This window comes from Synechococcus sp. R55.2 (genome assembly GCF_047462075.1).
Classification (GTDB): Bacteria; Cyanobacteriota; Cyanobacteriia; order Thermostichales; family Thermostichaceae; genus Thermostichus.
Genome location: NZ_JANSIH010000015.1, coordinates 1 through 1,538 on the forward strand (window position 1 = coordinate 1; position 1,538 = coordinate 1,538).

2 protein-coding genes are annotated in these 1,538 nt (G+C 64.5%); one reads left to right on the top strand and one right to left on the bottom strand.

Annotation, left to right across the window (positions count from 1 at the left end; translation table 11 throughout):
* A partial coding sequence (locus tag NW838_RS00405) for a DegT/DnrJ/EryC1/StrS family aminotransferase (protein WP_414427274.1) occupies positions 1 to 963 on the bottom strand: 963 nt, incomplete at its 3' end.
* A 164-nt stretch (positions 964 to 1,127) separates the two neighbouring features.
* On the opposite strand from NW838_RS00405, the gene NW838_RS00410 reads away from it, so the two are divergent.
* Positions 1,128 to 1,538 (top strand): glycosyltransferase family 9 protein (locus NW838_RS00410; protein ID WP_414427275.1); only part of this gene is annotated, 411 nt, incomplete at its 3' end.

Consider the following 1,538-nt stretch of genomic DNA (forward strand, 5'->3'; position numbering starts at 1 on the left):
CTGCTGCAAATCGTCCCGCCGCCGCGAATCCAACGGCTCAGAACCCACCACCCGCACCGTGTACTGGTGCCACACCGAGTTCCCCCCCACCCCCACCTGGGGCAACATCAAGCCCGGGATCCCTTGCAGCAAGCGGTGGTAACACTCCGCAATCCCCTGCCGCCGCCAGTTCCACTCCCGCAGATAAGGCAACTTCACCGAGAGAATCACCGCCTGCAGCGCATCCAAACGGCTGTTGAGACCCAAATGCTCGTGGTGGTACGGACGGGTCTGCCCATGCTCCCGCAGCGCCCGCACCCGACTGGCCAGTTGGGGATCCCGCGTCACCACCGCCCCCCCATCCCCCGCCGCCCCCAGATTCTTGCTGGGAAAAAAACTGAAACAGCCCACCTCCCCCCAAGTGCCCACCGGCCTGCCCCCCCAGCAGGCCCCCACCGCCTGGGCACAATCTTCCACCACCGCCAAGCCGTGCCGCCGGGCAATAGCCAGAATCTGGGTCATGTTGGCCGCCTGCCCAAACAAATGCACCACCACCACCGCCTTGGTGCGGCAGGAGATGCTCTTTTCCAGTAGCTGCGGATCCAGGTTAAAGGTGCACGGATCCACATCCACAAACACCGGACGCGCCCCCACCCGGCTGATGGCGGCAGCCGAGGCAAAAAAACTAAAGGCACTGGTGAGCACCTCATCCCCCGCCTGGATGCCCAAAGCCTGCAAAGCCAACACCAAGGCATCGGTGCCGGAATTGCAGCCGACGGCCTCCAAAGAGCCACCCCCCAAAAACTGGGCAAACTGCTCCTCAAAGCGCTGCACCGCCGCCCCGCCGATGTACTGGCCAGAGGCCAGCAGAGCCTCCACCTGCGGCTGCAACACCGCGGCCAAAGCCCGGTACTGCCCCGTCAAATCCAACAGCGGAATCGGCTCCTCCGTCATGGTGCTGCCTTTGGAGAAGGTGGCGGCCACAGCCCATCATCGCGGATGAGAGCCTGGGTAGACAACGCTCTGGGCCAGCAGGGGGCTGGAACCGGTCTGCCCAGCCTGTCCTGAAGGTCTGCAATCTGAGATAGAGTAAGCGCGGGATGTCCTGAGCCAGGGATCCCTGGATACCGCTTTCTACAGGATGCTTTATGCAGGTGGCTTCTCGAGCAGTTGGCGGCACAGCGCCTTTGGCCCCCCGCCTTTTGGCTCTGGTGCCGGGGGGGATTGGGGATCAGATTTTGTTTTTTCCCACCTTGGCCAGTTTGCGGCAGCGCTTTCCTGAGGCGGAGCTGGAGGTGCTGGTGGAGCCGCGGGCAGCAGGGGCTTATGAGGTTTGCCCTTCGGTGAACCGGGTGCTGACTTTTCCTTTCAAGGAGCGGCTGTCGTTGGGGGACCTCAGCGACCTGCTGGGGCGGATTCGCGAGCGGCAGTACGACGCGGTGCTGAGCCTGGGCAGGGGGCTGGGGGTGAAGCTGCTGCTGTGGCTGACGGGGATTCCCAAGCGGGTGGGCTATGCGCCGCCGGGGCCGGGTTGGCCGTGGCTGACCGACCCGGTGCCC